At 52.3% G+C, this 25,063-nt stretch carries 20 protein-coding genes; 9 read left to right on the forward strand and 11 right to left on the reverse strand.

The features are described 5' to 3' along the window. Positions 1-224 precede the first annotated feature (224 nt). The 4 genes from dusB to purD all read left to right on the forward strand — a co-directional run bounded on the left by dusB (position 225) and on the right by purD (position 4,673). Positions 225-1,163, forward strand: a complete 939-nt coding sequence (gene dusB, locus ACPXV9_RS13745; protein ID WP_423898343.1) for a tRNA dihydrouridine synthase DusB — start codon at positions 225-227, stop codon at positions 1,161-1,163. Further along, the gene (gene fis, locus ACPXV9_RS13750) at positions 1,160-1,468 is read left to right on the forward strand and encodes a DNA-binding transcriptional regulator Fis (protein ID WP_423898162.1); all 309 of its coding nucleotides are present in this window, start codon (positions 1,160-1,162) and stop codon (positions 1,466-1,468) included. Before dusB ends, fis begins: the two co-directional genes overlap by 4 nt. A 122-nt stretch (positions 1,469-1,590) precedes the next feature. Further along, a complete protein-coding gene (gene purH / locus ACPXV9_RS13755) occupies positions 1,591-3,168 on the forward strand; it encodes a bifunctional phosphoribosylaminoimidazolecarboxamide formyltransferase/IMP cyclohydrolase (RefSeq protein ID WP_423898164.1) in 1,578 nt (525 codons plus the stop codon). A gap of 215 nt (positions 3,169-3,383) precedes the next feature. Beyond that, on the forward strand, positions 3,384-4,673 hold the full coding sequence (gene purD / locus ACPXV9_RS13760; RefSeq protein ID WP_423898166.1) for a phosphoribosylamine--glycine ligase: 1,290 nt from the start codon (positions 3,384-3,386) through the stop codon (positions 4,671-4,673). A 102-nt stretch (positions 4,674-4,775) separates the two neighbouring features. On the opposite strand, the gene ACPXV9_RS13765 is transcribed toward purD, so the two are convergent. Both ACPXV9_RS13765 and crp read right to left on the reverse strand, forming a co-directional pair. Continuing rightward, the gene (locus ACPXV9_RS13765) at positions 4,776-5,630 is read right to left on the reverse strand and encodes a substrate-binding periplasmic protein (protein WP_423898169.1); all 855 of its coding nucleotides are present in this window, start codon (positions 5,628-5,630) and stop codon (positions 4,776-4,778) included. 8 nt (positions 5,631-5,638) lie between these two features. Next, on the reverse strand, positions 5,639-6,271 hold the full coding sequence (gene crp, locus ACPXV9_RS13770; RefSeq protein WP_423898172.1) for a cAMP-activated global transcriptional regulator CRP: 633 nt from the start codon (positions 6,269-6,271) through the stop codon (positions 5,639-5,641). A gap of 184 nt (positions 6,272-6,455) precedes the next feature. On the opposite strand from crp, the gene ACPXV9_RS13775 reads away from it, so the two are divergent. Further along, the gene (locus ACPXV9_RS13775) at positions 6,456-6,881 is read left to right on the forward strand and encodes an OsmC family protein (protein WP_423898174.1); all 426 of its coding nucleotides are present in this window, start codon (positions 6,456-6,458) and stop codon (positions 6,879-6,881) included. A gap of 20 nt (positions 6,882-6,901) precedes the next feature. Here the strand turns inward: ACPXV9_RS13775 and coq7 are convergent, their stop codons facing one another. Continuing rightward, a complete protein-coding gene (gene coq7, locus ACPXV9_RS13780) occupies positions 6,902-7,546 on the reverse strand; it encodes a 2-polyprenyl-3-methyl-6-methoxy-1,4-benzoquinone monooxygenase (protein ID WP_423898176.1) in 645 nt (214 codons plus the stop codon). 130 nt (positions 7,547-7,676) lie between these two features. On the opposite strand from coq7, the gene ACPXV9_RS13785 reads away from it, so the two are divergent. The 4 genes from ACPXV9_RS13785 (at position 7,677) to ACPXV9_RS13800 (ending at position 12,583) form a co-directional block, all read left to right on the forward strand. Beyond that, on the forward strand, positions 7,677-9,155 hold the full coding sequence (locus tag ACPXV9_RS13785; RefSeq protein WP_423898178.1) for an AAA family ATPase: 1,479 nt from the start codon (positions 7,677-7,679) through the stop codon (positions 9,153-9,155). Between the two features lie 198 nt (positions 9,156-9,353). Then, the gene (locus ACPXV9_RS13790) at positions 9,354-10,751 is read left to right on the forward strand and encodes a hypothetical protein (RefSeq protein WP_423898180.1); all 1,398 of its coding nucleotides are present in this window, start codon (positions 9,354-9,356) and stop codon (positions 10,749-10,751) included. Between the two features lie 282 nt (positions 10,752-11,033). Next, on the forward strand, positions 11,034-11,783 hold the full coding sequence (locus ACPXV9_RS13795) for a helix-turn-helix domain-containing protein (RefSeq protein WP_423898182.1): 750 nt from the start codon (positions 11,034-11,036) through the stop codon (positions 11,781-11,783). Positions 11,784-11,854: 71 nt separating this feature from the next. Next, the gene (locus ACPXV9_RS13800; protein WP_423898185.1) at positions 11,855-12,583 is read left to right on the forward strand and encodes a transglutaminase-like domain-containing protein; all 729 of its coding nucleotides are present in this window, start codon (positions 11,855-11,857) and stop codon (positions 12,581-12,583) included. 120 nt (positions 12,584-12,703) lie between these two features. On the opposite strand, the gene ACPXV9_RS13805 is transcribed toward ACPXV9_RS13800, so the two are convergent. From ACPXV9_RS13805 to ACPXV9_RS13840, 8 genes are all read right to left on the reverse strand, one after another. Beyond that, positions 12,704-15,826: an efflux RND transporter permease subunit gene (locus ACPXV9_RS13805; RefSeq protein WP_423898188.1), complete on the reverse strand. Its 3,123-nt coding sequence runs from the start codon at positions 15,824-15,826 to the stop codon at positions 12,704-12,706. Between the two features lie 10 nt (positions 15,827-15,836). After that, positions 15,837-16,997: an efflux RND transporter periplasmic adaptor subunit gene (locus ACPXV9_RS13810; protein ID WP_423898190.1), complete on the reverse strand. Its 1,161-nt coding sequence runs from the start codon at positions 16,995-16,997 to the stop codon at positions 15,837-15,839. Positions 16,998-17,045: 48 nt separating this feature from the next. Next, positions 17,046-18,356 (reverse strand): TolC family protein, encoded by a 1,311-nt coding sequence (locus ACPXV9_RS13815; RefSeq protein ID WP_423898193.1) that lies wholly within the window; start codon positions 18,354-18,356, stop codon positions 17,046-17,048. Positions 18,357-18,782: 426 nt separating this feature from the next. After that, complete coding sequence (locus tag ACPXV9_RS13820) at positions 18,783-19,421, reverse strand: cation transporter (protein WP_423898195.1); 639 nt, start codon at positions 19,419-19,421, stop codon at positions 18,783-18,785. Further along, positions 19,421-19,759: an ArsR/SmtB family transcription factor gene (locus ACPXV9_RS13825; protein WP_423898198.1), complete on the reverse strand. Its 339-nt coding sequence runs from the start codon at positions 19,757-19,759 to the stop codon at positions 19,421-19,423. Before ACPXV9_RS13825 ends, ACPXV9_RS13820 begins: the two co-directional genes overlap by 1 nt. 280 nt (positions 19,760-20,039) lie before the next feature. Beyond that, positions 20,040-21,410 (reverse strand): SPFH domain-containing protein, encoded by a 1,371-nt coding sequence (locus ACPXV9_RS13830; protein WP_423898200.1) that lies wholly within the window; start codon positions 21,408-21,410, stop codon positions 20,040-20,042. Between the two features lie 84 nt (positions 21,411-21,494). Continuing rightward, positions 21,495-21,911 carry a DUF4399 domain-containing protein gene (locus ACPXV9_RS13835; RefSeq protein WP_423898202.1) on the reverse strand — a complete coding sequence of 139 codons (417 nt, stop codon included), beginning with the start codon at positions 21,909-21,911 and terminating at the stop codon, positions 21,495-21,497. A 138-nt stretch (positions 21,912-22,049) separates the two neighbouring features. Further along, complete coding sequence (locus ACPXV9_RS13840; RefSeq protein ID WP_423898205.1) at positions 22,050-25,052, reverse strand: response regulator; 3,003 nt, start codon at positions 25,050-25,052, stop codon at positions 22,050-22,052. Positions 25,053-25,063 lie beyond the last annotated feature (11 nt).

Consider the following 25,063-nt stretch of genomic DNA (forward strand, 5'->3'; position numbering starts at 1 on the left):
TTTCATCAATTTGAGCGATTTCTACTTTTCTAAAACCACCTTCGCGGGTATGATAGCCCCCCTTTTCGGGACGCACTAAACGCCTCCCCCAAAGAGCTACGATACAACCCTTCGGTTGCATCACAACAACATTATTCAACCCAGAGACGACATCGGATCAAGACGAGGTCAGCGTGTTTCATATCGGCCCTTACCACATTGCAAGCCCCGTGGTTCTGGCGCCCATGGCAGGCGTGACCGATCAGCCCTTTCGCAAACTGTGCCGCCAAATGGGCGCCGGGCTGACCACCTCGGAAATGGTGACATCCGACACCCGTCTCTGGAACAGCCGCAAGTCCCAGACGCGCCTCAACCACGAGGGTGAACTGGAGCCCCGCTCAGTGCAAATAGCGGGGGGCGATCCGGCAATGATGGCTGACGCCGCCCGCATGAATGTCGAGCGCGGCGCCCAAATTGTCGACATCAATATGGGTTGCCCGGCCAAGAAAGTTTGCAAGAAAGCCGCTGGCTCTGCGCTATTGCAAGACGAGCCACTGGTGCAGGAAATCCTGACCCAGGTCGTACAGGCTGTCGATGTACCGGTGACATTAAAGATTCGCACCGGCTGGAACACAGATAACCGCAATGGCGTGATCATCGCCCGAATGGCTGAACAGGCAGGCATTGCCGCGCTGGCCGTGCATGGCCGTACTCGAGCCTGCAAGTTTCAGGGTGATGCCGAATACGACACCATTGCCGAGATCGTAGACGCGGTTTCGATACCGGTTATGGCCAATGGCGATATTAACGATGCGATCAAGGCCCAACAGGTTTTGTCGCACACAGGTGCCGCCGCCGTCATGGTGGGCCGGGCCGCTCAGGGTCGTCCCTGGATATTCCGGGAGATCAACCACTTTCTGGCCACAGGCAAATTACTGCCTGAGCCAGCGCTGAAGGATGTCAGCGAACTGCTGCGCAGTCACATTCAGGAACTGCACAGCTTCTACGGAGAATATATGGGGCTCCGGATCGCCCGCAAACACGTCGGGTGGTATTTGAAGACACTTGCCAATGGCAAGTCCTTTATTAAGACCTTTAACACAATTGAGTGCGCTCAAGAACAACTCGAGAGCGTCACTGAGTACTTTAAGCAATTGATAACAAAAGAGGATCAAGCAGCATGAACTCTGCCGCTATGCTGATGGCCGACGCGCCAAGAGAACTTACCAGCCCGGTACAGGAAGTACCTCAGCAAACGCAAAACCAATCACTGCGTGATTGCGTTGAGCAAGCCATGTCCAACTACTTCCAGCATCTGGATGGTTCGTCAGTGACTGACGTATACGATCTGGTTATGGCCGAAGTAGAAGCGCCAATGCTGGAAATCGTGATGAAGTATACCCGTCACAACCAGACCCGCGCCGCCCAGGTTCTGGGTCTGAACCGCGGCACCCTGCGCAAAAAATTGAAGCAGTACGGCCTGCTTTAATCCGCAGACTGCACCAATACCGAAAAGGGCGAGACACAACCATCTCGCCCTTTTGTGTTTTCACACCCAGCTTTAATTTTGAGTTTTAAACAGTCCCCAACTTTTTGTCGATGGAAAACAACATGAGCAACAACCTTGTGACCGTCAAACGCGCCCTCATCAGCGTGTCTGACAAAACCGGTATCGTTGAATTTGCCCAGGCCCTGGCGGCTCAAGGCGTAGAGATCCTCTCCACAGGCGGCACCTTCCGCCTGCTGACCGAAAACGGCATCAACGCCGTGGAAGTGTCCGATTACACCGGCTTCCCGGAAATGATGGACGGTCGCGTTAAAACCCTGCACCCGAAAGTACACGGTGGCATTCTGGGTCGCCGCGGCACCGACGACGCGGTAATGACCGAGCATGGCATCCAGCCCATCGACATGGTGGTGGTAAACCTCTACCCCTTCAAAGCCACCGTTGCCGACCCCAACTGTGACCTGCCAACCGCGATTGAAAACATCGACATCGGCGGCCCAACCATGGTTCGCTCTGCAGCCAAGAACCACAAAGACGTGGCCATCGTGGTTAACGCTTCCAGCTACGAAACCGTGATTGCCGAAATGCAGGCCAACAGTGGTGCTACCAGCTACGAAACCCGTTATGACCTGATGGTCCAGGCGTTTGAGCATACCGCCCAGTACGACGGCATGATTGCCAACCACTTTGGTCGCCGCAACACTGAAAACCAGGCGCGCGATTTCTCCAACACCTATAACGTTCAGTACGTTAAGACTCAGGATATGCGCTACGGCGAGAACCCGCACCAGAAGGCCGCCTTCTACGTCGAAGCCGATGCTGCCGAAGCCTCTGTTTCCACCGCCAAGCAACTGCAAGGTAAAGAGCTGTCGTTCAATAATGTTGCCGACACAGACGCCGCTCTGGAAACCGTGAAACTGTTTGAAGAGCCTGCCTGTGTCATCGTCAAGCACGCCAACCCTTGCGGTGTAGCCGTTGCCACTGATATCAAAACCGCTTACGAGCTGGCCTTTGCTACCGATCCGGAATCGGCCTTTGGCGGCATCATCGCCTTTAACCGCGAACTGGATGCGGAGACTGCACAGCTGATCGTCGACAAGCAATTCTCTGAAGTGATCATCGCGCCAAGCGTTTCTGCCGAAGCCGCTGAAGCCGTATCTGCCAAGAAAAACGTACGCCTGCTGGAGTGTGGCGAGTGGGGTGCAGAGCGCCCGACCGCTTACGACTACAAGCGCGTTAACGGTGGCCTGCTGATTCAGGAAAAAGACAACGGCATGGTTGCCAAGGGCGACCTGAAAGTGGTCACCAAAGTACAGCCCTCTGACGAGCAAATGGACGAACTGCTGTTCGCCTGGAAAGTCGCCAAGATGGTGAAGTCCAACGCCATTATCTACGCCAAAGACGGTCGCACCATCGGTGTCGGCGCAGGCCAGATGAGCCGCGTCAACTCCGCGCGTATCGCCGCCATCAAGGCCGAGCACGCCAATCTGGAAGTGAAAGGTGCGGTAATGGCATCCGACGCCTTCTTCCCATTCCGCGACGGCATCGACAACGCCGCCAAAGTGGGCATTAGCGCGGTAATTCAGCCCGGTGGTTCCATGCGCGATGAAGAAGTGATTGCCGCAGCCGACGAACACGGCATGGCTATGGTATTCACCGGCATGCGCCATTTCCGCCATTAAGACAGTCAGGCGGGCGTCTTTTGCGCGATAGCAGCGTCGGCGCTGTGCTCGGTCGGTCATGTGCAAAATGTACATTCCCTTCCTGTGCGCAGTGCCTCCTTGCTCTAACGCAAAATCCACTCCGCCTGCTCTGCCTTAAGGTTTTTGTAAAAAATAATTTGTTCTAAACGCGTCATTCCCGCGCAGGCGGGAATCCATCTGAAAGGAAAACGCACATGAATGTATTGGTAATTGGCTCTGGCGGTCGCGAACACGCCCTGGCCTGGAAAGCCGCCCAAAACCCATCCGTTGAAACCGTTTTTGTTGCCCCGGGCAACGCCGGCACCGCCTCTGAAGCAGGCCTGGCCAACGTCGACATCGACGTGCTGGAATTTGAAAAGCTGGCCACTTTCGCCAAAGACAACAACTGCGGCCTGACCATTGTTGGCCCGGAAGCGCCACTGGTTGAAGGCGTGGTCGACTACTTTGCCGAGCAAGGCCTGCGCGCCTTTGGCCCATCCAAGGGTGCCGCACAGCTGGAAGGCTCCAAAGCTTTTACCAAAGACTTTCTGGCCCGCCATCAAATTCCGACTGCGGAATACCAGAACTTTACCGAAGTTGAGCCAGCTCTGGCTTACCTGCGTGAAAAGGGCGCACCAATCGTCGTTAAAGCCGACGGCCTGGCCGCCGGTAAAGGCGTAATTGTTGCCGAGACTCTGGAGCAAGCCGAGGAAGCGGTTAAAGATATGCTGTCTGGTAACGCCTTTGGTGAAGCCGGCTGCCGTGTGGTGATCGAGGAGTTCCTCGACGGTGAAGAAGCCAGCTTTATTGTCATGGTCGATGGCAAAAACGTTGTTCCTATGGCCACCAGTCAGGATCACAAGCGCGTTGGCGATGGCGACACCGGTCCCAATACCGGCGGCATGGGCGCCTACTCCCCAGCCCCGGTTGTGACTGCCGAGATCCACAAGCGCATTATGGATGAAGTCATCTACCCGACCGTCAATGGCATGGCCGAGGAAGGCAACGATTACACCGGTTTCCTGTATGCCGGCCTGATGATCGACGCCAATGGCACCCCCAAGGTTATCGAATACAACTGCCGTTTTGGCGACCCGGAAACCCAGCCCATTATGCTGCGCATGAAGTCCGACATGGTGGAACTGTGTGAAGCCGCCATCGATGGCAAGCTGGCGGGTGTCGATACCGACTGGGAACAGCAGTGCTCTGTGGGCGTGGTTCTGGCCGCTGGCGGCTATCCAGCCTCCTACAACAAAGGCGACGTCATCACCGGCCTGCCCGAAGGCGAAGTGGCTGGCGAAAAAGTTTTCCACGCCGGCACCAAGCTGATCGACGACCAGATCACCACCAATGGCGGTCGTGTTCTGTGCGCCACGGCCCTCGGCAACAGCGTCACCGAAGCTCAGCAGCGCGCCTATGAACTGGCCGCCAAGATCCAATGGGACGGTGTGTTCTATCGTAACGACATTGCCTACCGAGCCATTGCCCGGGAGCAGGGAGAGTAAAACTCCCAACCGGCAAACAAAAAGGCGGCACTGTTCACAGCGCCGCCTTTTTTATGGGGTTTACCTTATGAGACGTGCAGTCTGACCCCGAACAGCCAACCACTATGGCTGGGCTACCGCGTTCATCTGAACCACAGGCAATTTAGGAATCACGCTTTCGGGCAAGCCATAGGCCTGCCCCAGCAGTTTCAATTTGCCCTTTTTAGCCATGGGTAAAACACCGGCATCCAGCGCCTTGCTGATGGCCAGGGAATCCTTGCGATTAGGCGAAAATGCTATGTAGCAGGGTTCCTGTTCACCCGCCGAGCCCGCATCGCGCAACAGCTGGGTAACCTTGAGGTTTTTCGCCGCGTACCAGAACACCGGGGCCGTTTCGACAAAAGCATCCAGACGGCCGCGCAACAATTGTTTGATGTTTCTCTCCACCGCATTATCCCCCGACATAATACTGACACGGTTGGGGTTCTTGCCATAGGTTTCCACATAGGTATTGATCAGTGGGCCGTAGTCGTAATCGCGAATCACCCCCAAACGCACCGCCTCCAGAGACGGCTCGCCGACAAAACGCCAGTCGGATTCGACCCGAGTATAGAGATTACTGCTGCTCATCTGCAACAAAGGGGAATTGGGAAAAATAAACCCCGGGGCATCGCCGCGAAACGCCCCGACAATGCCGTGAATTTCACCGGCCCTTGCCAGAGAAACCGCCCGCGCCCAGGGGATCTCGACGTACTTCAGGGTGTAACCGGACTCTTTCAACGCCAGACGGGCAACATCAATCATATAGCCCTGCTGGGGATCATCCTTGCCACAATTGATCGGGCACCAATTGTCACCGGCAATAACCACCTCGGTTAAACCCTCGCCCTGAGTGGCCCGGGAAGACACTGAAAAAGCCAGACAAGCCACCAGCAAGCAATTGCCAAGACTCAGCAGCGCGATTTTTTTCAGTGACATACATCCCCCTAGCGGGTGCCAAACACCACAATGGTTTTGCCGTGGGCCGTGATCAACCCCTGATCCTCAAGTGATTTTAGAACACGTCCCACCATTTCGCGCGAACAGCCCACAATGCGACCGATTTCCTGACGGGTAATTTTGATCTGCATGCCATCGGGGTGGGTCATAGCATCCGGCTCGGCACTCAGATCGAGCAAGGTGCGCGCCACCCGACCGGTGACATCGAGAAAAGCCAGATCACCCACCTTGCGAGTGGTATTGCGCAACCGGCGCGCCATCTGCTCACCCACCGCAAACAGAAATTCCGGGTGGGTTTCCACCAACTCATTGAAGCGGCCATAGCTGATCTCACCCACCTCACACTCGGTCTTGGCGCGCACCCAGGCACTGCGGGCACCCTGCTCAAACATACCCATTTCACCAAAGAAGTCGCCGGGATTGAGGTAGGCCACAATAATTTCGCGGCCGTCATCGTCCTCAATCGACACCGTGACCGAGCCCTTGACGATGTAATACAGGGAGTCGCTGTTATCGCCTGCGTAGATCAGGGTGCTCTTGGCGGGAAAACGCCGCCGGTGACAGTGACTTAAAAATTCATCCACATTTTTGATATGTGGCGTCAGTGATACTGAAACCAATGATACAACTCCAATGCATTTATCTGTTTATCCACTGCACTAACCATAGCCGCTTCGCCTGCAAACTACCACGCCACAAATCAAATTCAGGCGACGTCAGTCCGGCCTGACCGAGCATGGACGCTGCAGCCACAATCAAGCATAATCGCCAACCGTTTTAACAGATTTAACAGGAAGCAACAGCATGCAAGCAACAGTCAAATGGGTTGATGGCGTTCAGTTTCTGGCCGAGTCAGGCAGTGGCCACACCGTCGTCATGGATGGCGCCCCCGACCACGGCGGCCGCAATACCGGCCCACGCCCGATGGAGATGTTCCTGTTGGGTATTGGCGGCTGCTCCAGCTTTGATGTGATGGGCATCCTCAAGAAAAGCCGCCAGAAGGTTTCCGATTGCCGGGTGGAAATTGAAGCCGAACGCGCCGATGGCGTACCCTCGCCCTTCACCAAAATTCATCTGAAATTTGTGGTCACCGGCATTGGCTTGAAAGAAGCTCAAGTGAAAAAAGCCATTGAGCTGTCCGTCACCAAATACTGCTCAGCCTCCATCATGATGGAATCTGCCGGGGTCGAACTGACCCACAGTTATGAAATTCTGGAGCAGGCACTCTGATCCATGGATAACGGCGGCTATCAGACTTTGTAGCTGCTCTTGGTCATGGCCTTGGAAATCAGGGTCATGGCACCCTTTACCGGCGCGGGAAAACGCACGCCGCCGGCATCCAGTGCCGAATGCGCATGCCGGGCCTCATCTTCCAACATCTTCTCCACCACCGCACGACTCTTGGTATCCTGCTCCGGCAAGGTTTGCAGGTGGCTCTCCAGATGTTTGCAGACCTGCTCTTCGGTAGCTGCGACAAACCCCAGGCTGACCTTATCACTCACCAGACCGGCTACAGCACCGACACCAAACGACAACCCATACCAGAGTGGATTCAACACACTGGGCTGACTGCCCAGCGACTCGATGCGCTCCTGACACCAGGCCAGATGATCGATCTCTTCATCGGCGGCGTCCTGCATTTCCTTGCGCACTTCGGGCAACTTGGCCGTCAGAGCCTGCCCCTGATACAACGCCTGTGCACACACCTCGCCGGAGTGATTGACCCGCATCAAACCGGCAGCGTGCTTGCGCTCGGCATCCGACATCGTTTGCTCATCCATATTTTTCGATGGCGACGGCCGATAGTGGCTGACTTTTCCGGGAGCCAGAGTGCGCACGGCACGATCCATATTGGTCAGCAGGCGGTCGGCGATGGTCAATTGGCGTTGCGTCATAAATAATCCTCTTTGATCGGGCAATTGTACCCTTATTCATGAAAGCGGAGTAGCCAGCACACGCTGGCGAAGCGACCGCCTCCCCTGTACTCTTGATCCACACCAATGGAATCGGCCAAGAGATAACAATATGAAAGTCGCCGTCAGCGAAGACATCGGACGTTTACTCAAACAGAGAATCCCACTGATTGCACTGGAGAGCACTCAGGAAAAACACGTTCTGGAACTGCTGCAGACACTCTGTCAGGAACAGCGCCAGACACTCTATCGCTGGAGCCTGAGTGACGGCTTCGACACCCTCGGCTTTGGTCCCAGAATCGCCAAGACCGCAGAACCCCAGAGCCCCACTGAGACCCTGAAAGCCATCAAAGCCCGCAATCAGGGCGGCGTATTTGTCCTCTGTGATTTTCACCCCCACTGGGAAAGCGAACCGCTCAACGTCCGCCTGCTCAAAGACATCGCATTGGATTTCGACAACATTGAAAAACACGTGGTGCTGCTCAGCCATCGGCTGCAAGCCCCCCCGGAGCTGGCCCCCTATATGGCTTACGCCAAACTGACTCTACCGGATGACGATGAAATCCTCAGCATCGTTCGTCAGGAAGCCCAGCGCTACGTCAGCCGCTCTGACACCAATCGCATCAAAACCGATCCCGCGGCCTTAAAACAGCTGGTCAGCAATCTGCGCGGGCTGGCACACAAAGACGTGGCCAGACTGGCCTACCACGCCATCGCCGATGACGGCGTAATTGACACCAGCGACATCCCTCAGGTCAACAGCGCCAAATTTGCCCTGCTCAATCATCAGGGGTTGCTCAGCTATCAGTTTGACACCGAAAAGATGGCCAACGTCGGTGGTCTGCACAATTTCAAACACTGGCTGAGCGAAAGGGAAAAAGCGTTCAGTGGTGAATCCTCGCTGCCGACACCCAAAGGGGTCTTGCTGCTGGGGGTTCAGGGCGGCGGCAAAAGTCTGGCCGCCAAAGCCGTTGCCGGTTTATGGGGCCTGCCTTTACTGCGCTTGGATATGGGCTCGCTCTACAATAAATTTGTCGGCGAAACCGAAAAGAATTTGCGCGACTCGCTGGCTCAGGCCGAAGTCATGTCCCCCTGCGTACTGTGGCTCGATGAACTTGAAAAGGCCATGTCATCGGGCAGCTCCGATGACGGCGTATCCAAACGCATGCTCGGCTACTTCCTCACCTGGATGGCCGAACACAAAAGTCAGGTATTTATGGTGGCCACCAGCAACGACATCAGCCGCCTGCCCGCCGAACTGGTGCGCAAAGGCCGCTTTGACGAAATCTTTTTTGTCGACCTGCCCGATACCGAGGTGCGCAAAGATATTTTTATTATCCATCTGGAAAAGCGCGGCATCAGTCACGCCGGCATGGATTTGAACCGCGTTGCCGAAGCCGCGCAGGGTTTCTCCGGCGCCGAAATAGAACAGGCCGTTATCTCTGCGCTCTACGCCGCCGAAGAAGACAAAACCATCAGCGAAGACGATTTGATTCAAGCGATATTCAAAACCACTCCACTGTCGGTGGTTATGGCAGAACAAATTCAAAGCCTGAGAAACTGGGCCAGTGATCGGGCCGTGGTGGCTTAGCCATCAGAGCGAACGCCAATCGTTTGGTTAACTCAGTTCGGGGAACATTTTGCAGCCGTCCAACCCTGACTGCGCGGAAACTCGCGAGATGGAAAATAAGCCATTGATTAATATCGCGAATAGTTATTGATACAAATTTGGCTCTCTTCCGTAATTGTTTAATTATCACCCAATAATAATTCAAACAAGGAAATTGCCATGGCCAGACAAAGGACAGACGGCGAAGTACATCCGGGGTATCAGTGGGGTCCGTTCACCATGCGAATCCCGTTGATCCACATCCGCTTTTCCATACCCGATGCGCTCCAGGGGCTGGCGGTGGCCGGGGCAACGGGACTGGCACTGGTTCCCTACTTTATGACCCTGCTGGGCCTGACCTTCGAGGAAGCGGTGGTCATGGCCATGATTCACAACATTCTGATTTCCCTGGGATGGATGGCCTTTGGCGACCCTTACGCCCCCGGTTGGCTAACACCGGCCATTCCATTCGTTGTTGCGTTTATTACCTCGCCTATGTATCTGGGCGATCATGCCGCTCAGTTCCAGGCCATGACGGCCCTGTCGATAAACTTTGCCCTGATTCTAATGATTCTGGGAATAACCGGACTGGGGGCCAAGCTCATTAAAGTCATCCCCAATGTGCTCAAAGGCGGCATTATTCTCGGCGCCGCCATTGCCGCCTTCCTACGCGTGACCAAAGATGGCGATGCCGCCAACGTCTTTCAGTCGGCGCCCATTGCCGGAACCATCGGGGTCATGGTCTGTCTGGTCTTTGCCTTTTCCAAACCCCTGCAAACCATGGCGGCAAGCAAGCCTGTGTTAGCCAAGATCCTCGGATTTGGACTGCTCCCCGGTTTCGCACTGGCAGGCATCATTGGTTATTTTACCGATGAATTTAATTACAACATTCGCTGGGAGTTTCTCGATATCGGTTCGGCTGCCGCAGGGCTCTGGTCAAAGGCATCCCCTTTTGTGATCGGCTGGCCGAGTCTGGATACCTTCTTAGCCACTTTTCCCCTGGCCTTGATTACCTATATATTATTTTTCGGTGACGTGGTGACCGGCAATGAAATGATTGAACAGGCCCAAAAGCAGCGTCAGGATGAGAAGCTGGACATCAACAGCAGCCGCGCTCATATGGCCACCGGTATTCGCAATGTATTAATGAGCATCACCGCGCCGTTCTTTGCCACCCAGGGCGTGTTGTGGACCGGCATTCAGGTCATCCTGTTAAAACGCTGGACGGAAGGTAAAGACAAACTTCACTCGATTTATGACAGCATCGGCAGCTTTTATCAGTTTGGCCTCCCCGTCTTATTTGTCTTTTTGCCACTGGTCACACTGCTGCAACCCCTGCTACCCGTCGCCCTGGCGGTCACATTGATTCTTACGGCATTCGCTTGCGCCACTCTGGCTTTGTCCCTGGTGGATGACGCCACCGAGCGAGGTGCCATGGTGATCACGGCCATGGCTTTCAGCCTGTTCGAGCCATGGCTGGGATTGTTGGTAGGTGTGATGACCGTGATTGCACTTTGCGGTGTAGAGGTTTTTAAACCACAGCCTGAAGAGGAGTTGCAGGAATCTGCCAGCGAATAGCAGGGCGAGACCCAAGATTTTGATTCAGGTCATTTTTAAAGCGACTCCGCTGTCGGTGGTTATGGCCGAGCAAACGGCGACGATTTTTTTATTGCCTCAGCTCCGATAAGGGTTGGGGTTTTAAATTGTTATTTTGGTGAATGAAGGGAGGAATATTCCAGAGATCCTTCGCTTCGCTCAGGATGACATGACTCACCTTAACCCATAGCAGCCATCCAGTTTTGCTCTGCTTTAAATCGGCAATATACTTATCGAGAGAATCTCACTACCAATCAATTGATTATGCTTCCCACTGTTTGGCTAAAACCGGGTGTTCTGATTCTCTATGGTGCAGCATTTAATACTGCCAGCCATAAGCATCATGCAATGCAGTTTGTATGGCCAGAGAAGCAATCTCTTTGCTTACTTGATGGACGGGAAATAACAGCCCCCTTCATAATTAACTCTCAAATAGATCACCGGCTACACATGGAATCAGGCTGGGTGCTATTGGCTGAACCACAAAGTGATTTGGGGTATAAGTTTCTCATGCACTTGGAGGAGAAGCCTGTTGTACGACTTGCTGAATTGGCTGATATTACTGTTGCCAGACCAAAACAAAGTGACAATCCTGCGGAGTTATTAGCACCGCTATTCTCATTTCTTGACCTTAATTTGGTTTTTACCGAAAAAAGCATGTCGAACTCTATTGCTGATAACCGAGTTAAAAAGTTATTGGATGAGCTCGATAGCTGCTTATTGGGTGACTGCCAAAAGCCTGTTGCTTGGCGAGCCTCAGATGTTGCCAGCCAGATGGCCTTGTCCGAAAGTCGGTTTTTGCACCTTTTTCGTGAAGAGATGAGTATAGCCTGGCGGCCCTATCTGCTTTGGCGGCGTGCGATCTGCGCGATTAATGCCATAACAAAGGGGCAGTCAGCTACAGACGCTGCTCATTCGGCAGGATTTTCTGATAGTGCGCATTTGAGCCGTACGTTCCGCAGTCTCTTTGGTATCTCTATACGCGAGGCAAAAAGCATGTTCAAACCTAGATAGCCAGTTTATTCAAGTTTTCTGCCCGTTATCTGATTATCCTGCAAACAGATTTTTTTGATGAGGAGAATATAATGAATCACCCACAAGATGATTACTTAAAAACCACATCAATGCTGGATTTCGAACATCCAAGTATACGTGCGCTGATAAGTGAAAAAGGTTGGCAGAGATTATCGAAATATGACGCTACAGGTGAAATATATAAATTTGTGCGTGATGACATTTTGTTCGGATATAACGCTGACGATACTATCACCGCCAGTCAGGTATTAAAGGATGGCTACGGGCAATGTAATACCAAGGGCACCTTACTAATGGCTCTGCTGCGTGCTGTCGATATTCCGACTCGTTTTCATGGATTTACAATCTATAACGAGCTGCAAAAGGGAGCAATTCCAAACTATCTATTTGGCTTTGCGCCAGACAGAATTATCCACAGTTGGGTAGAGGTGTTTCTGAATGAACGCTGGATTAATCTTGAAGGTTATATTTTAGATCGCCCCTATTTAAAGAAGGTGCAAACTGCTTTTAGTAGTCAGTGTACTCAGTTCTCGGGCTTTGGCATCTCTACCAATTCTCTTCAAAATCCGCCTATCGACTGGCAGGGTGAAGATACATACATTCAAAGTGAAGGCATTGCTGATGATTTTGGCGTTTATTCTCAACCTGATGATTTTTATCAAGGCTATGGGAGTAACTTATCGGGCATAAAGAAATGGTTATTCCGGTATTTATTACGCCATTTGATGAATCTTAATGTTAAGAGAATTCGAGCTAAGGGGATAAACAGAAAAATTTAATAGGCTGTTAGAAAATGGAAAACTTCACTTTCCGAAGGCTGTTTTACTTCCTTTGCTAGCGCGATACCGCCAAGAATAGTGTAGAGCACGCCCTTCCATCTGGTCGGGCGTGCTTTCCTTTCAGTCGCTGCCTTGGGCTGCTTCACTGTGGCGATGAACCCAGTGATAAAGCACGGGCAATACGAAGAGCGTTAACAGCGTCGATGAAAGAATTCCACCGATAACGACTGTTGCCAGAGGACGTTGAACTTCTGCGCCAGTCCCCGTATTGAGTGCCATCGGTATAAAGCCGAGGCTGGCAACCAGTGCAGTCATTAATACCGGCCGCAATCTCACCAAGGCTCCATCGATAACGGATGCTAGCAGCTCACCTTTTTCATGCCAGAGGTCGCGAATGAAGGCCAGCATCACCAAGCCGTTGAGCACCGCGACACCGGACAGGGCAATAAAACCAACCCCCGCCGAAATTGACAGCGGCATATCGCGAAGCCAAAGGGCAAGGACACCGCCTGTTAGTGCTAAAGGCACTCCGGTAAAAATAATCAAGGCATCCTTGAGTGAGCCGAAAGCCATGACCAACAAACCGATAATTATTAGTAGGGTGATGGGAACAACGATGGCCAAGCGCTGGCTGGCAGACTCCAGCTGTTCGAAGGTGCCTCCGTAATCCAGCCAGTACCCCGGTGGTACTTCAACATCAGTGTTAATGCGTGCTTTTACGTCAGTCACGAAACTACCGAGGTCGCGACCTCGTACATTCGCGGTGACCACCACCCGACGCTTACCGTTCTCCCGACTGATTTGCGCTGGCCCCGGCGATATATTCAGCGTGGCGACTTCTTCTAAGGGGATGTAGTCACCATTGGGCAGGGGGACTGGTAAGTAGGCCAGTCGATCGATGTTGCGGCGCAATATTTCGGGTAAGCGTACAATCAACTCAAAGCGCCGGTCACCCTCGTAAAGTAAGCCTGCCGATTCACCGCCAATGGCGGCAGATACCCAGTCTTGTAGGTCTACGATATTTAATCCATATCGACCCAGCTCGGTACGCTTGGGAATAATGGATAAAGTCGGCAGCCCGGTCACTTGCTCAACCCGCGCATCAGCCGCGCCAGGAATCTGATTGATAACTTTGAGTATGTCGTTGGCGGTTAATACTAATTGATCAAGGTCATCACCAAAGACTTTAATGCCGAGATCAGCACGCACACCGGAGATTAACTCGTTAAAACGCATTTGGATGGGCTGGGTAAACTCGTAGTTATTGCCCGGCAACTGTTCCAGAGACGTTTCTATTTCGATGACTAATTCATCCTTGGTTTTGCTTGGATTCGGCCATTCACTGCGCGGTTTTAATATCACGAAATTATCCGCGACATTGGGAGGCATCGGGTCGGTCGCTACCTCGGCCGTACCGATACGGGCGAAGACCTTATCCACCTCGGGGAAAGACTTGATACGCTGTTCGAGAACTTCCTGCATGACGACGGCTTGCTCCAGGCCTGTGCCTGGAATACGCATGGCATGCAGCGCGATATCACCTTCATTTAGCTGCGGAATAAATTCTGAACCCAGAGTGGTTGCTAGCCAGATGCAGCCCGCGACCAATACTGTTGCGAAACCAACGACCGCCCAACGAAATTTAAGAGCCAGTATCAATAGTGGCTTATAAATGGATTTCGACTTGGTAATTACCCCGCTTTCTTTTTCACTGATCTTACCGCGTAAGAAGACGGCAACAGCGGCAGGTACGATGGTTAACGAAAACACCATGGCAGACAGTAGCGCCATAACAACGGTCGCCGCCATGGGGTGAAACATTTTTCCTTCAACGCCGGTGAGACTGAAAATGGGAATATACACAACGGTGATGATGGCCACACCAAACAGGCTGGGTCGAATCACTTCGGCCGTCGCTTCGTATACCGTATTCAGTCGTTCGCGTAACGCCTGCTGTCCGCCATTTTGTTGTGCCATGGCCAGCCGCCTAACCGAGTTTTCAACAATGATGACGGCACCATCGACGATTAAGCCAAAGTCCAGTGCGCCCAGACTCATCAAATTGGCGGAGACCCCGGTTCTGACCATGCCTGTCATCGTTGCCAGCATAGAGAGAGGGATGACCGCAGCGGTGATCAAGGCTGCCCTGAAATTGCCGAGTAGCGTAAATAGCACAACAATGACCAGCAGCGCACCTTCGAGCAGGTTTTTGGTCACCGTGGCGATGGCCTTATCCACCAGCTGCGTGCGATCATAGACTGGTTCAGCGCGTACCCCGTCGGGCAGTGAACTCTGTATGGCTTCGAGCTTGCGAGCGACGTCGCGCGCCACGGTACGGGAGTTAGCGCCGATCAGCATCATGGCTGTGCCGAGCACCGTTTCTTTACCGTCCTGCGTTGCCGCGCCAGAGCGCAGCTCTTTGCCAATGCCAATCTCGGCCACATCCAGGATCTTTACCGGCACACTGTCGCGCTCGGTAATGATGACATTGCCGATGTCCTCCACGGTGGCCAATTGACCGGGAGAGCGCACCAATAGTTGTTGGCCGTTGCGCTCGATGTATCCAGCGCCTCGATTATCATTATTGGCTTGCAGGGCATTAACCAGCTCTTCGATACCGATGCGGTAGTAAAGCAGCTTCTTGGGATCAGGCGTGACATGGTATTGCTTATTGAAACCACCAATGCTGTTGATTTCGATTACGCCTTTAACCTGAGCCAGCTGCGGCTTGATGATCCAGTCCTGAATCTCACGCAGGGCTGTCGCGTCATAGGGCTGGCCGTTTGCCATGGCAGCATCGGGCGATGCCTGCACTGTGTACATAAAGATTTCGCCAAGCCCGGTAGAGATAGGCCCCATCTTTGGCTCGATGCCGGGGGGCAGCACGCTTTGAATTGCCCCTAGGCGATTATCAAGCAAATTTCGTGCGGCATAGATATCGGTACCTTCTTCAAATACGACGGTAACTTGTGACAAGCCGTAACGTGATAGTGAACGGGTATACGACAAGCTGGGTAAACCGTATAAGGCCGTCTCTACGGGATAGGTTATTCGCTGTTCAGCCTCCAATGGTGAGTAACCCGGTGCCTCCGTATTAATTTGCACCTGGACATTGGTAATATCAGGTACGGCATCAATCGGTAGTTTTTGGTAACTCCATATACCGATACCCACGATAACCAGGATGAGACTGAGGAATAAATAGCGCCGTTCAATGGAGAGGCGCAGTAGTGAATCAATCATAGTGCGACCCTTAGTGTGCGTGTTCAGCTTCGGATTTTTCGATATCCGCTTTGACTAAATAGCTGTTCTGGCTGACATAGCGCTGATTTATCTCAAGGCCACCAAGCACTTCAACGTAATGCTCATCGGCACGACCCAGTGTTAAGGGGGCGAAGCGATAAGTCTCTTCTTCTTGAATAAACACACCGGAACGTCCGCCCAGTTGTTGTACACCCGCTTTTTCGACGGCTAGCGGCACCTGGAATTCGGCAATGACGATACGCCCCTCTACCAGTAAGCCGGGTGACAGCCTCAGTTGCCGGTTATCCAGCTCTACACGGGCGAGTTGGTACGGCTTATCTAGGGACGGAATAATATGGCTAACCTTGCCAGCAATGCGTTGTTTGCCAGAGATAATGTCAACAGCCTGACCCGCAGAGATGTTACCCCGTTGTGCTGGATAGATACGCAGTTCGGCCCACAGGGTGTCGAAATTGGCGATTGAGAAGAGTATTTGATCTTGTGTGACTTCGCCGATATTGGCATGCCGCTGCACGATGGTTCCCGAAATTGGGGCACGCAATGAGTATTTTTTCAGGCTTTCATCGGATTCTACTTCGGCAAGTAAGTCGCCCGCTTTGACGGTATCGCCGACACTGACCTTAACTTGAGTGATCAAACCAGGAAAACGTGCACGTATATGGCTGAGTTGTTCGGGCCCGATAGAGAGTGTGCCGTAACTGGTGGTGATTTGATGGAGTGCCTGGCTTGATGCGCGGGTTACCTCAATACCAACTTGGTTGGCCATGTCATGACTGATACGGCTGATATTTTCTTCTTCCTCTTGAGCATAGCTATCGTTGTGGGAATCTTCTTGTTCGTGTGAATGCTCATCATCGTGGTCGTCAGTATGTGCTTCGCGCTCGTCATGTGATTCGTGTTCGGCGGCATGTGCTTCGTGCTCGTCATGTAACTCGTGTTCGGCGGTATGCGCTTCGTGCTCGTCATGTGATTCGTGTTCGGTGGTATGCGCTTCGCTCTCATCATGCGGCGTGCCTTCAGTGGCATGTGCTGCGTGCTCATGGTCGTGATCGTGCCGGTGATCATCATCAGCGGCCATGACAATAGCAGGGTTTGCTGTCCCCAGTGTTAAGACTATTGCCAGGTATAAACTCAGTTGTGATGTTTTCATTGTTAATTCCTCGCTATTCGCAAACGGTTTATCAGTGAATAGCTTGTATTAATAAGGGAGGTTGTCAGTTGTTAGAGGTTCTGCGATAAGCTGCTCGATAAGTGCCTGGTTAAGCTGTGCGGCAGTTGCAGCCTCAATGTGTTGTTGTTTTGCTGTCAGCAATTCTTCCTGGGCAGCAATCCAGTCTTGGTAACGATAACGGCCGGTTTCATAGGCCTGCCTTGTCAAATTCAGTGCTTGTTCTAATGCTGGCAGTATTTGCGAACTGAATTGCTTCACCGCAGCGGTATTCTCTTTGCGCTGGGAGAAGGCCGTGAACAAGCGATTGTGGAGCTTGAGTTGGGCATCGACTTGCTGATAGTCCACGGCGTTGCGTTCGGCCAATGCCGAAGTGACGGCGCCATGGTTGCGTTTACCACTGAACAACGGAATCGAGATGCCCGCAGTGAATGCGGTATCATCTGTTTCTTCGAAGCGCCTGACGCCCAATTGCCAGCCAATATCCACACGGCTCTGTGCTTGCGCTAGTTTGACTTCGGCGTCTTTTAACCGAGCTTCGCTGGCAAAAATAGCAATAGCCGGGGAGCGCTGGGCTCGTTGCAATAAACTGGCAAAATCACCGGAAGCGTCAAGTACCGATAAGCTGCCGCTCAGCGTGGAGAAATGGGGATTCGTGCTCCCCCAAAAACTGCTTAACGCCATCCTTTGTCGTTCAAAGCTGCTGTGCTGGGCGTTGAGCCGCACAGACGCTCGGATAAGCGCAGCTTTAGCTCGCATCACTTCAGCCTCAGGCGCAGCGCCTTTAGATGCTCGTTGCCTAACGGTTTTCAGCATGCGCTCTGATAAGGCAGCAGCTTCTTTGGACAGTGCAATGCTCTCCTGAGTGGCAAGAGTGCGAATAAAAAGTGCTGTTAATTCGCCGAGCACGTCCAGCGTTGCTGCTTGACGCTCAAAATTCAAGCGGTCACTTCTGGCATCAACCACCGCCACCCGTGAACGCGCTTTGGCACCCAATTCAATTACCGAAGACAGCGCTAGTGTGGTTTCTGCACTATCAACACCGTTGAATTCGCCGCTTCCTGCTATATTTTCAATCTCTATTCCCAGCTCTAATGCGGGTGAGAGCGAGCTGGCTTCGCGCTGCGCCATAAGGCTCTGATGACGAAAGTGGTATTGGTACAACAGTGGATTGTTTTTTAGGGTAAAGGCAATGGCGTCTTCCAATGCCAATACCGTAGAAGTATTGATGTCTTGTGATGTTTGCGTTGAGTCTTGTATGGGCGATGGAGGTGAATCTGCCCAACTCAATAGGGGTAGGCTACCTAATAGAAAGGCAACAATAATATTTCGCGCTTGCATAAATCATAGTCCGATTCTTGTGAATTCCGGAACACGCCACCGATACTGCAAACATAGATATCCGGTTACAGCAGGCGTGCTAATAAAGTTCAGAAGCGATTTATGCGTTAGGTGGGGGCGTGGGTGGGGCTTGAGAAAAGTTAAGAAAGTGCGGCTGGTAATGAGCGAACTGTTGCCCTGTAATTTCACAGCTCAGGGTGAGGGTATTATTGGCGATGCTGCCGGTATGGCCATGACAGCAATGTGAACAATGTTCGTTGTCGCTATGTGTATCCGATTCATGCAGGTCATGGCCATCCAGAGCATGTGCATGAGCGTCCACATGGTGGCCACCACCAACGTTATCGACAGAATTCTCGGCACCCATAAAGAGCAACGAAAAGATAAACAGATAATAGATAAATGGCCTAAACATATTTAATGAGTCTACGCAGTTTTTGACGGTTCTGCACGCATCTCAGCAAGCGCAAGACGGATAACCTGTATTGCCGCACTGAAATTGAGGCTCGCAATGACTGCCGCAACGACCAGATCGGGCCAGCGTGAGGTGGTTGCAAACACGCCCGCTGCAGCAATTAAGACCGCTAAATTGCCAATGGCGTCGTTACGACTGCATAACCATATCGAGCGCATATTGCTGTCGCCCCCGCGATAGCGGTAAAGCAATACCGCAACAGCGACATTGACTAGTAATGCAAGAACGGCCACTACCCCCATCACCGAAGCTTCAGGTGCGCTGCCATTAATTGCGCGATATATAGCGCTGCCTATTACCCAAAGACCAAAAGCAGCCATGGTCGCACCTTTGAAAAGGGATGCGCGGGCGCGTATATGCAGTGCCATTCCCAGCACAAACAAACTAATAGCATAGTTGGCTGCATCGCCAAAGAAATCCAACGCATCAGCTTGTAGAGAGATGGAATCGCCAATTTGGCTGGCAATGATTTCAACAAAAAACATCGCCGCATTAGCAATAAGTGCAACCCATAGAATGCGACGAAATCTAGGATCTATCGCATTTTTTTCGGTTACTGCGTCTGATGGACAATTTGTACACCCTGGCATTATCCTTCCTCCTTTGAGTAATCAGGTTCCTCGATGTGAACCAGCATATCTTCAATTACGCATTGAATATGCTCATCCGCCGCGACATAGAAAACCTGCTTGCCACGCCGCTCTGAGCGTACCACTCGAGCAGCGCGCAGCAGTCGCAGATGGTGACTAACCAATGATTGTGACAGTTTCAGCTTTTCGGCGATGCCGGAGACGCTGACTGGATCATGCAAGCAGGCCAGAATAATACGTAACCTGCTCGTATCCCCCATAAGGCGAAATAAATCACTTAGCTGTGTTATCGCTTCTTCTGAGCTGAGTGTATTAAGCGGGAGTCTTTTATCTTTCATGCTTACAATCAAACATATGAATACGTGTTTATATGTTTGCATAAGAGCTTTAGGAGTTCAAGCATTCTCCAGCTATTTGTGTTTACAGGTAGGATGGGGTTGTTATTTAAAAATTTTCGCGCGCAGTGCGTAATGAGTTTCAGGGGCGCTTGAGTAGTTTGAAATACCACGACGTTATACATTGTGGCTGATAGGAGTTATTAGAATGTCCGTAATTGGCACATAACCGCCAACCAAAACCAGCCCTGCCAACATCCTAGCAGGGCGGCTATCCATTTAATTACTTCTCCGGCCCAACATTTCTGTCATAGCTTAATCGCTTGGCCGCATCCAGAGTCAGCATCTGCATAAACGCCTTGGTCTCCGCATCACTGCCCACCGGGGTACCTCCCTGACTGCCGGCACCGAACACATTGGTCGGCACCTGGCGCTTGGCAAAGGCACTGGCCCAGAGTTTCTGAATTTCGATCTCAGCATCCAGCTTCTGTGCCAGGGCGTTATCCGCCTTCAGAATCACTTCTTTCTGATAGGCTTCTGCATCGGCCAGAGTGCGCTTGGTTTCTGCCTCAATGCGGGCCTTCTCCAGATTGATCTGCGCGGTATCTTTGGAAATCGCCGCCTGAGCTTTTAACTTTTCCGCCTCGGTAATGGCCAGCTGTTTTTCGGTTTCCGCTTCGGTGGTCTTCTGAATTTGCTCCACCTTGGCCTGAGCCTGACGCTCGGCCACTTCGCGCTCACCACGGGCAATGGCCAGCAGACGCTGCTCTTCTTCCTGCACCCGTTGCTCACGGGCAATGGCGCGATCGGCTGATGCTTTCTGCTTTAACTGCATGCGCTCGACAAACTTCTGATTGGGGCGCATATCGGTCACCAAGGCCGACACCACGGTAATGCCAAAATTGGAAAAGCGCTGTGGTTTGCGCTTCGGCAAGCCGTCATCACCCAGAACTTTTTTCACCTGAAAGATGGTTTTGGAATCTTCGCCGTACTGCTCCTGATCGGTACCCAGTGCAACGTTGGCGCTGCCCTTGGCCTGTTTGTTGGTGCGAATGGTCACCTCCTGACGCTTCACCAGAAAAATGCCATTGCTCATCTGGTTTTCAAACTCGGAATTAAACTGGGTACGGCCACCGGAATAATATTCTTCAGCGGTCATCAGCGACGCATTGGCTTGCAGCGTTTCTTTAAAGGCCGGCATCAACGCGGTGCGCAGCAGATTCTCCGGCGAGCGGTATTCGTGGGCCAGCCTCAGAAAAGAGTCCTGATCAGAAGGAATGGAAAAACGCACCGTGGCCTCGGCGTGGGCATCTACCTGATCGAGGAACATAATGCTCATGGGTGGCAAACTGGCCGAGGTGTTGTCAGAGTCTTTTTCAGCGCGAATGCTGTCACCCACCGCACCCTGGGATGCCTGAACCGTCATGGCTCGCTTCCAGGAGTTATAGCGCCCAAAGGGATAGAATTTGTAGCCCACTTCGCTGACCACTTCTTCATTTCCGGTCAGGGTGCGAACGTGGTAGATGTAACCGGGCTCGGCGTAAAAAATCGAATGATAGAGAACGAACACAAAAGCCAGAGCGCCAACGATGGCACCAATGTATTTCAGACCAAACCCTTTAGCATTCGATAAACCGTCTTTAATGGCAGACATAGAAAAACCTTGTTATTTGTAAAACGACAAAAGGCACGCAGTGATCTCACTGCGTGCCGACAATAAAAACTGGCGATTAAAAAATTACTTAACCGTGATAATGATTTTTTCTGAAACCACAACAGGGTCGTGCGGGATGTGCAGATGATTACCCAGAATCAATTGCAGGGTATGTTCACCGGCGGGGAGTTCGATGGTGGTTTCAGTCTGACCGCCACCGAAATGTTTGACATCACTGCCCATGGGCTTACCGGCTTCAGGCAGCTCATCTTTGTTGATCAATAAATGATGATGACCGGTATTGGCTTTATCGACACCGGCCGGGGCAACACCCATGCCCGCCAGACCAAAACGAACAACCAGCGGGCTTTCCACCACCGCACCATTTTCAGGGGAGACAATGTAAAGGCGCGCCCCCTCAGGGGAAGTGGAAACCTCGGCAACACTGGCCCAAGAAAGGCTCGCAGCCAACACCATCAGAACGACTCTCGATAAATTCATCAATTAACTCCTTTTAGCTTTATGACGTTATTGTTATTGGATGAAGCGCCTACGTTAGCCCAAAGCGGCTGGATATTCCAAACCTTTTGCACAGCCTTGGGCGAGATCATCGTTTGCCTCAGACCAGCTACCCGGGACCTAGATTTTTTGCTGCCACTGGCAAACCAAAACGACCGCCTGATCAAAATCAAAACCGTCAATGGCGGCCGCAATATTATCGATCAGATCAACATCCGGGCCGTCGTAATGATTGCGGATTTGATCGAGGCAGGACAGGGCTTCTGCATCGTTATCTTCAACCAGTTGCGACAGACGCTGCAACTCTTCGGCCAGAACAAATGACTGTAAATTGTCAGACCCTAAGCTCTGGTGTAAAGCCGAGTCAGCAACCATACTCGGCTCCATCGAGCCAATGGATTGCACCACCGCATCAAGCTGCCGTTGCAGCGTTTTCAGCGTCGACAGAATAGCCTCTTCATCACCGCCTTTGCTGCACAGCTGTTCCAGTTCCGCTGCCGCCTGACGCACATCTTCGGCGGCGATATTGGCGGCAACGCCTTTTAAGGTGTGGGCACAACGGGTTGGTCCCTGAGCATCCGCTCCGTTTTGCTTTTGTTCAAGCGCCTGCAAAAACCGATCACTGAAGTCCGCTTCCTTGGCGGCAAACTTCTTCAGCAATTTTATATAGAGCGCCTTATTGCCCTGCATGGTTTCCATGCCCAACGCGGTATCAACGCCAGCAATATTGGGCATCGCATCGTGCAACGGATGGTCACCGGCATCCGTACTTTTAACAACCGGAAATTCAGGCCGGATCCATCGAGCCATGGTCAAAAACAGTTCACGGCGCTGAATGGGCTTGGCAATGTGATCGTTCATACCCACAGCCAGCACTTTTTCCCGATCACCCACCATGGCATTGGCGGTCATAGCCAGAATGGGCAACTGTTCAAACTCGGTCATGGCGCGGATGGCCTTGGTTGCTTCGTAACCATCCATTACCGGCATCTGACAATCCATCAATACGCCATCGAAATCCTGCTGCTTCAGACACGTCAGTGCATCGGCGCCATTCACCGCGGTGACAATGGTAATCTGATGGCGTTCCAGAATATCCACGGCCAGTTCCATATTGATTTCATTGTCTTCGACCAGCAACAGTCGGGCACCACGCAACTGGTCGATGGCCTGCTCCACTTCTTTTTCCCGGTTGTCTTTGCGCCTTAGAGAAACAGCGTGCTTGCCTTTGGCTGACAGAATCGCATCGAGCAGGGTCGAATGGGTAACCGGCTTGGTGAGATAGTCTTTGATATCCGCGCCCCGGGATTCTTCCATGGCCGCCTCCCGGCCATGAGCCGTCATAATGAGGACGTCGGGCGGACTCAGCAATTTCGCCGAGTTATGCAACTTGTGCGCGGTCTCAATGCCATCCAGACCGGGCATCTTCCAGTCCATCACAACGGCATCAAAAGGCTTGCCAGATCGTTCGGCCGCAGTGACGGCATCCAACGCCTGCTCGCCCGACGACACCTGAGCAACCGTAAAACCGAACTGCCCAAGCATGCTGCCAATAATCTCAAGAGAACTGTTGTTGTCGTCCACCACCAGCACATTAAGACTGTCGACATCATCGAGTGATGGACTTTCCTGAACAGCCACACCAACAGCAAACTCTGCAGAGAAACTGAATGTCGAACCCTTACCGGCCTGACTTTCACAACGGATCTCTCCCCCCATCAGTTCGGCAAGATTTTTACTGATCACCAACCCAAGACCAGTACCACCAAATTGCCGGGTCGTAGACGAATCGGCCTGAGAAAAAGATTTGAACAATTTATCCAGCTTGTCTTCGGGAATACCGATCCCCGTATCAGCCACGGCAAACAACAATTTGATCCGGCTCGGGGATTGCTCGACAACACTCACCCGAATAATGACTTCACCCTGTTCGGTAAATTTGATGGCGTTATTACCGAGATTGATCAGTACCTGACCCAACCGCAACGGATCACCAATCAAGGGCGACGGTAAATTCTTGGGAATATCAAACAGCAGCTCCAGATTTTTCTCTTCGGCTTTAAAACCCAACAGGCTACTGAGATTATTGAAGACATCATCGAGACTGAATTCCGCGGATTCCAAATTGAGTTTGCCGGCCTCAATTTTGGAAAAGTCGAGGATGTCATTGATGATACCCAACAGCGATTCCGCGGAGCGGTGAACTTTATTGATGTAGTTGTACTGTTTGGGGGATAAGTCGGTCTCCAATGCCAACTCCGACAAGCCGATGATGGCGTTCATCGGTGTCCTGATTTCATGGCTCATATTCGCCAGAAACTCACTTTTGGCACGGGACGCTTCTTCGGCACGCTCAGACTCAATCTGCAGCGCTCGTGTCCTCTCTGCCACTTTGGACTCCAGCGTTTGATTGAGTTTGTCTTTTTCTTTATTGGCCTGATGGATTTCGGCCAGATAATAATTCAGGCTTTCGGTGAGCTGGGAAATTTCCACACCACGCTCAGGATCTGCCTCGGGCAACTTTGGCTGCGCTTCGGGACTTTCCTTTAATTCCTCAACCCGCCGATTCAATGTCATCAACGGTTGAGTCACTAGACGTTTGAACAGCCAGTAGAGCACCAGCGCCAAACACAGGGCGCGAGCCATACCGGAAAACAGAACCACAATAGAGCGCAGATAAAAATCGACAAAAGCCTCTTGCCAATTGACCTGCAATTGCAGCTTGCCGATCGGCCGTTGCCGGTCGCCTTCGTGAAACAACTGGACTTCAATATCTTCCACCGGTGGCGCCAGTAGATTTAACAGCGCATTGGTTTTTGGCGGCCGGTTTTCAGCTTGTCCCAGCGCCTCATCAAACTCGTTAAAGATGGTGGCACTGTCGATAAAAACCGTTTGCACCAGCCCCTCAACAAAACGGTCAGCCACATCCCGATCCAGATCAAAGGCGACCTGAGCCGCGGTGCCGGACGTTACCGACATCACCCGGTCCAGCGACTCCAGTTGTCGCTCGCGGAACGAGCCATAATCGTAGGCTATCTGGATGATGCCAAACGCGGTACCAAGCACCAGCGATGCCAGTACCGCCGATCTCAGCAGAATGAATGATAGGTTTTGGTTCTTCACAGCAGGTCGCA

Source organism: Candidatus Pelagadaptatus aseana, assembly GCF_040362265.1.
Lineage (GTDB): Bacteria > Pseudomonadota > Gammaproteobacteria > Pseudomonadales > Cellvibrionaceae > Pelagadaptatus > Pelagadaptatus aseana.

Bases quoted from the DNA above. Each gene is read 5' to 3' on its own strand.
- purH (WP_423898164.1), top strand. From the start codon at position 1,591: ATGAGCAACAACCTTGTGACCGTCAAACGCGCCCTCATCAGCGTGTCT.
- ACPXV9_RS13800 (WP_423898185.1), top strand. From the start codon at position 11,855: ATGAATCACCCACAAGATGATTACTTAAAAACCACATCAATGCTGGAT.
- dusB (WP_423898343.1), top strand. From the start codon at position 225: ATGGCAGGCGTGACCGATCAGCCCTTTCGCAAACTGTGCCGCCAAATG.
- ACPXV9_RS13815 (WP_423898193.1), bottom strand. From the start codon at position 18,356: ATGCAAGCGCGAAATATTATTGTTGCCTTTCTATTAGGTAGCCTACCC.
- ACPXV9_RS13830 (WP_423898200.1), bottom strand. From the start codon at position 21,410: ATGTCTGCCATTAAAGACGGTTTATCGAATGCTAAAGGGTTTGGTCTG.
- ACPXV9_RS13805 (WP_423898188.1), bottom strand. From the start codon at position 15,826: ATGATTGATTCACTACTGCGCCTCTCCATTGAACGGCGCTATTTATTC.
- purD (WP_423898166.1), top strand. From the start codon at position 3,384: ATGAATGTATTGGTAATTGGCTCTGGCGGTCGCGAACACGCCCTGGCC.
- ACPXV9_RS13790 (WP_423898180.1), top strand. From the start codon at position 9,354: ATGGCCAGACAAAGGACAGACGGCGAAGTACATCCGGGGTATCAGTGG.
- ACPXV9_RS13825 (WP_423898198.1), bottom strand. From the start codon at position 19,759: ATGAAAGATAAAAGACTCCCGCTTAATACACTCAGCTCAGAAGAAGCG.
- ACPXV9_RS13765 (WP_423898169.1), bottom strand. From the start codon at position 5,630: ATGTCACTGAAAAAAATCGCGCTGCTGAGTCTTGGCAATTGCTTGCTG.
- ACPXV9_RS13775 (WP_423898174.1), top strand. From the start codon at position 6,456: ATGCAAGCAACAGTCAAATGGGTTGATGGCGTTCAGTTTCTGGCCGAG.
- ACPXV9_RS13795 (WP_423898182.1), top strand. From the start codon at position 11,034: ATGCTTCCCACTGTTTGGCTAAAACCGGGTGTTCTGATTCTCTATGGT.
- coq7 (WP_423898176.1), bottom strand. From the start codon at position 7,546: ATGACGCAACGCCAATTGACCATCGCCGACCGCCTGCTGACCAATATG.
- fis (WP_423898162.1), top strand. From the start codon at position 1,160: ATGAACTCTGCCGCTATGCTGATGGCCGACGCGCCAAGAGAACTTACC.
- ACPXV9_RS13820 (WP_423898195.1), bottom strand. From the start codon at position 19,421: ATGCCAGGGTGTACAAATTGTCCATCAGACGCAGTAACCGAAAAAAAT.
- ACPXV9_RS13785 (WP_423898178.1), top strand. From the start codon at position 7,677: ATGAAAGTCGCCGTCAGCGAAGACATCGGACGTTTACTCAAACAGAGA.
- ACPXV9_RS13835 (WP_423898202.1), bottom strand. From the start codon at position 21,911: ATGAATTTATCGAGAGTCGTTCTGATGGTGTTGGCTGCGAGCCTTTCT.
- ACPXV9_RS13810 (WP_423898190.1), bottom strand. From the start codon at position 16,997: ATGAAAACATCACAACTGAGTTTATACCTGGCAATAGTCTTAACACTG.